This is a genomic window from Leclercia sp. M50 (assembly GCF_037150775.1).
Lineage (GTDB): Bacteria > Pseudomonadota > Gammaproteobacteria > Enterobacterales > Enterobacteriaceae > Enterobacter.
The window spans coordinates 1-4,765 of the sequence record NZ_JBBCPK010000175.1 but is presented as its reverse complement, the minus strand read 5'-3'; the positions used below and the strand labels follow the sequence as shown (position 1 = coordinate 4,765).

The 4,765-nt window shown below is 61.6% G+C and carries 5 protein-coding genes and 1 pseudogene; 5 read left to right on the top strand and 1 reads right to left on the bottom strand.

Annotation, left to right across the window (positions count from 1 at the left end; all coding sequences use genetic code 11):
• The 5 genes and pseudogenes from WFM46_RS22890 to WFM46_RS22870 all read left to right on the top strand — a co-directional run.
• Positions 1–218: pseudogene (locus WFM46_RS22890) on the top strand (dihydrodipicolinate synthase family protein); the annotation flags it as partial.
• Between the two features lie 77 nt (positions 219–295).
• Complete coding sequence (locus WFM46_RS22885) at positions 296–1,708, top strand: sodium:solute symporter family protein (RefSeq protein WP_103179564.1); 1,413 nt, start codon at positions 296–298, stop codon at positions 1,706–1,708.
• 1 nt (position 1,709) lies between these two features.
• Positions 1,710–2,879, top strand: coding sequence for a sialidase family protein (locus WFM46_RS22880; RefSeq protein WP_336998623.1), 1,170 nt, complete (start codon positions 1,710–1,712; stop codon positions 2,877–2,879).
• The gene (locus WFM46_RS22875) at positions 2,876–3,346 is read left to right on the top strand and encodes a YhcH/YjgK/YiaL family protein (protein WP_336998622.1); all 471 of its coding nucleotides are present in this window, start codon (positions 2,876–2,878) and stop codon (positions 3,344–3,346) included. The genes WFM46_RS22880 and WFM46_RS22875 overlap by 4 nt, the downstream gene beginning before the upstream one ends.
• Before the next feature lies 1 nt (position 3,347).
• On the top strand, positions 3,348–4,025 hold the full coding sequence (locus tag WFM46_RS22870) for an SDR family NAD(P)-dependent oxidoreductase (protein WP_336998621.1): 678 nt from the start codon (positions 3,348–3,350) through the stop codon (positions 4,023–4,025).
• A gap of 254 nt (positions 4,026–4,279) precedes the next feature.
• Here WFM46_RS22870 and WFM46_RS22865 read toward each other — a convergent pair.
• On the bottom strand, positions 4,280–4,765 hold a 486-nt coding region (locus tag WFM46_RS22865), incomplete at its 5' end, for a PhzF family phenazine biosynthesis protein (RefSeq protein WP_336998620.1).

Sequence of the window (4,765 nt, the reverse complement as noted above, 5' to 3'; positions counted from 1 at the left end):
CGCGTTTCCATGCGGGCGATGTTGAGGGCTCGCCTCGGGCGCAGGATGGCGTGACCGAACTGCGCACGAATCTGTATAAAGTGGCCTTCTCTCCGGCGGCGGTAAAAAAAGCGCTGCAGGTGATGGGCGAAGAGGTGGGTGAAAGCCGCTACGCGGTGGCTTTCGATGCGCAACAGACTGAACAGATCCGCCAGATAGTGACGAAGTCACTGCAGTAACCGGCGTTTGATTTCGTCCATAAGAATACCGGGCACCGGGTGTGCCTAGGTTTCCTACGCCCTGAAGAGAGGCAAAGATGAACAATTTTACCGCTGAAGATACTCTGATCATCGTAGGCATCGTGATTGTCTACATCCTGTTTACCACCTGGCTGACCTTCCGGTTGCGCAGTAAAAACACCGGTGATTTTATGGAAGGCTCCCGGGCGATGCCGGCCTTTATCGTCGGGATCCTGCTGATGTCTGAATATATCGGTGCCAAGTCCACCATCGGGACCGCCCAGGCGGCGTTCGAGGATGGTTTTGCCGCCTCCTGGTCAGTGATTGGCGCAGCCATCGGCTTCCCGCTGTTCGGCCTGCTGCTGGTGAAGCGCATCTATAACACCGGCAAAATCACCATCTCCGGGGCGATTGCCGAGAAGTACGGCACCAGCACCAAAAACATCATCTCCATCATCATGATCTACGCCCTGCTGCTGGTAAACGTCGGCAACTATGTCTCCGGCGCGGCGGCGATCTCTACCGTGCTGAAGGTCAACCTGCCGGTAGCAGCCTTTATTACCGCGGTTGTCAGTACCTTCTACTTCGCCTTTGGCGGCATGAAGGGGGTGGCGTGGGTGACGCTGCTGCACAGCGCCCTGAAATATTTCGGCATCCTGATCATCATGGGCTTCGCGCTCTCTAAAACCGGCGGCTTTACGCCAATGATTGAGCAGATGCCGAGCTACTACTGGACCTGGGACGGCAACATCGGCGCCAGCACCATCTTTGCCTGGCTGATCGGCACCATCGGCTCCATCTTCTGTACCCAGTTTGTTATCCAGGCGATTTCATCCACTAAAGATGTGAAGTCGGCCAAACGCTCCACCTGGGTCGCCTTCTTCTTCTGCCTGCCGATTGCCCTGGCGATTGCGGTGATTGGCGTGGCGGCGAAGTATCTGCACCCGGAGATCGACAGCCTCTACGCCATGCCGATCTTCCTGCAGGACATGAATCCGTGGCTGGCCGGTCTGGTGACAACGTCACTTGTGGCTTCGATTTTCGTCAGCGTAAGTACCGTGGCGCTGGCTATCGCTTCGCTGGTGGTGAAAGATTTCTATGTACCCTACCGCAACCCGACCCCGGAGCAGGAGTTTAAAGCGACCCGCTGGCTGTCGCTGCTGATTGGCTTCCTGCCGCTGATCTTCGTCCTGCTGGTACCGGAAGTGCTGAAGCTGTCGTTCTTCACCCGCGCCATTCGTCTGTCGATTTCGGTGGTGGCGGTGATCGCCTTCTACGCCCCGTTCTTCAAAAGCACCCGCGGTGCCAACGCTGGCCTGATTGGTGCCTGTGTGATGACCTCGCTGTGGTATCTGCTGGGCGACCCGTTTGGTATTAACAATATGTACATCGCGCTGATCACCCCGGCGGTGATTATGGTTCTCGACCGCATCATCCCGAATAAAGCGGATCGCAAAGCGCATGCCCCTGTTCAACATAATGGAGTTTGATATGTCTGTAACCGTAACCCGTGACGGGATTGTTCGCCCGCAGCCAGAGGATGCCCGCGTGGAAACGGCAATGCTGCCCTCTTCCTGCCCGCAGAACCACGCAGCCAATCTGCTGCCGCTGCCGGATGGCACCCTGATGTGCGTCTGGTTCGGCGGCACCCAGGAAGGGATCGCTGATATTTCGGTGTGGGGGTCGCGCCTGGCCCCCGGCAGCAATCAGTGGAGCGCGGCGGTGAAGCTCTCCGACGACGCCAGCCGCTCAGAGCAGAACCCGGTCCTCTTCCTCGCCCCGGACAACGTGCTGTGGCTGCTGTGGACCGCGCAGATCTCCGGCAACCAGGATACCGCCATCGTGCGCTACCGCAAGTCTGAGGATCTGGGCCAGAGTTGGGGGGAGATCGCCACCCTGCTCGATAAGCCCGGCACCTTTATTCGCCAGCCGATCGTCGTGCTGGATAACGGCAACTGGCTGCTGCCGGTCTTTTACTGCCGCACCCGTCCGGGTGAGAAATGGGTGGGTAATGACGACATCAGCGCGGTGAAAGTCTCTGAAGATCAGGGGATAAGCTGGCGCGATGTCGAGGTGCCGGAGAGCCTGGGCTGCGTGCACATGAACATTACGGCGCTGAAAAACGGCAATCTGGTGGCGCTCTACCGCAGCCGCTGGGCGGATAATATCTACATCAGCCAGTCGCTGGACAACGGCGAAAGCTGGTCGGTGCCGGAGCCGACTGAGCTGCCGAACAACAACTCGTCGATTCAGGTCACCACCCTTGCCAGCGGCGAGCTGGCGCTGGTGTTTAACCACATGAGCGCGGCGGGAGCCCTGGAGCGCCGCGCCTCGCTGTATGACGAGATCGACGACGGCGACGGGCGTAAAGAGCCGGAAGTGACCGATGGCCGCGCCGCGTTCTGGGGTGCACCGCGCGCGCCGATGACGGTGGCAATCTCCAACGATGGCGGGAAAAGCTGGCCCTGGCAGCGCAATCTCGATGAAGGCGACGGCTACTGTATGACCAACAACTCGCTGGAGAAGCTCAACCGTGAGTTCTCTTATCCGAGCATCAAGCAGAGCTCCGACGGCACGCTGCATATCGCCTACACCTGGTTCCGTCAGGCGATCAAATATGTGCGCATATCGCCGGAATGGGTGAAGGAGTCGCAACAGTGATTATCGGTCACCTTAACGCCCTGCCGCTGGCAGGGCTGCCCTGCGCTCTCAGTGAGATCCTCCGTCGCCCGGACTGTACCCTGGCGGCGCTGAACGTCCGGGATGACGGACGCTGGCAGCCGGAAGGCTGTGCGTGGTTCTGCCATATCGGCCCGGCGCAGACCCAGCCGCAGGCCGAGCGCCATACTGAATATTACCATCAGTGGGCCGATATTCAGGTGGTGCTGGCGGGTGAAGAGATCATTCACGCCGGCATGCAGTCGCTGGCCCAGGCGGACGATGAAGAACGCAAGCCGGATCTCTTTATCGCTTCCGGCGCGGTGCATCCGGTGAGTATCACCCTGCGCGCCGGCGATTTTGCGGTGTTTCTGCCCGGGGAACCCCATCAGGCGCTGTGTGCCGTGGATGAACCCATGACCGTGCGTAAGGCGGTGTTTAAAGTGCCGCGCGCGCTGCTGGAGGGGTGATATGCGTTCAGCCATCGTCACGGGGGCTAGCTCCGGCATCGGCGAAGCGATCGTTAACCGCCTGCTGGCCGAGGGCTGGCAGGTAATGGGGATCAGTCGTCGCGGTGTGGACAACCCCCATCCGCACTTCACCAGCCTGAGCATTGATTTAAGTGACACTGTCACATTTACCGCCGCGCTCAACGCCCTTCCGGTGCCACAGGCGATTGTTCATGCCGCAGGGATGATGGCTGCCGCCCCGCTCGGTGAGCTGGATCCGGCAGTCAGCGCCCGCCTGTGGGGGCTGCATATTCACGCCGCCGAGATCCTGTTCAACCACTTTGCCCCACGGATGAGCGCCGGTGGGCGGCTGGTGGCTATCGGCAGCCGTACCTCACGCGGCGCCGCGGGCCGGTCGCAGTATGTCGCCACCAAAGCGGCGCTGGTAGGCATGGTGCGCAGCTGGGCGGCAGAGCTGGCGCCGCGGGGGATCACCGCCAACGTGGTCGCGCCGGGGGCAACCCAGACGCCGATGCTGAGCGCGCCAGGTCGGGAAGCATCGCCGCCAAAAGTGCCGCCGATGGGGAGGCTGATCGCCCCGGAAGAGGTAGCGGCAATGGTGAGCTATCTGCTGAGCGCAGAGGCTGCGCCCGTCACCGGGCAGGAGCTGGTGCTGTGCGGGGGGGCGTCGCTGGCGTGATTGGTGCGGCCTGTTTGCCGGGTGGCGGCTACGCCTTACCCGGCCTACGGCGAGTGCGGCATGGAATTTGCCGGGTGGCGGCTACGCCTTACCCGGCCTACGGCGAGTGCGGCATGGAATTTGCCGGGTGGCGGCTGCGCCTTACCCGGCCTACGGCGAGTGCGGCATGGAATTTGCCGGGTGGCGGCTGCGCCTTACCCGGCCTGCGGGGTTTTGTAGGCCCGTGCAAGCGCAGCGCCGCCGGGCTTATGATGCTAACGCAGGAACACGGTGCCCTTCAGATAGAGCGCCGCCTGGCCACCAATTAATACCCGGTCGCCCTTCAGCTCGCAGCGCAGATCGCCCCCGCGGGCGGAGACCTGGCGAGCCTGCATCGCGGTTTTCCCCAGCTTCTCGCTCCAGTAAGGGATCAACATGCTGTGGGCGGAGCCAGTAACCGGATCTTCCGCCACCCCTTCGCCCGGGCAGAAGAAGCGGCTGACAAAGTCATACTCATCTCCCGGGGCGGTGACGCAGACCATCTTACCCAGCGGCATCATGCCGTCGATATCCGGGGTTAGGGCCTCAACCTGCTGCTGGTTTTCCAGCACTACCATATAATCGCGCCCTGCCCGCACCTCTTTCGCCTCACGGATACCCAGGGTGCTGAACAGCCGTTCGGGAGGGTTTTCCACCGCCTCACAACCCCATGCCGGGAAGTCCAGCGTCAGCCAGTCGCCGCTGCGCTTAACCCGCAGTTC

Excerpts from the sequence above, each read along its gene's own strand:
- WFM46_RS22880 (WP_336998623.1), top strand. The coding sequence starts at position 1,710 with ATGTCTGTAACCGTAACCCGTGACGGGATTGTTCGCCCGCAGCCAGAG.
- WFM46_RS22885 (WP_103179564.1), top strand. The coding sequence starts at position 296 with ATGAACAATTTTACCGCTGAAGATACTCTGATCATCGTAGGCATCGTG.
- WFM46_RS22870 (WP_336998621.1), top strand. The coding sequence starts at position 3,348 with ATGCGTTCAGCCATCGTCACGGGGGCTAGCTCCGGCATCGGCGAAGCG.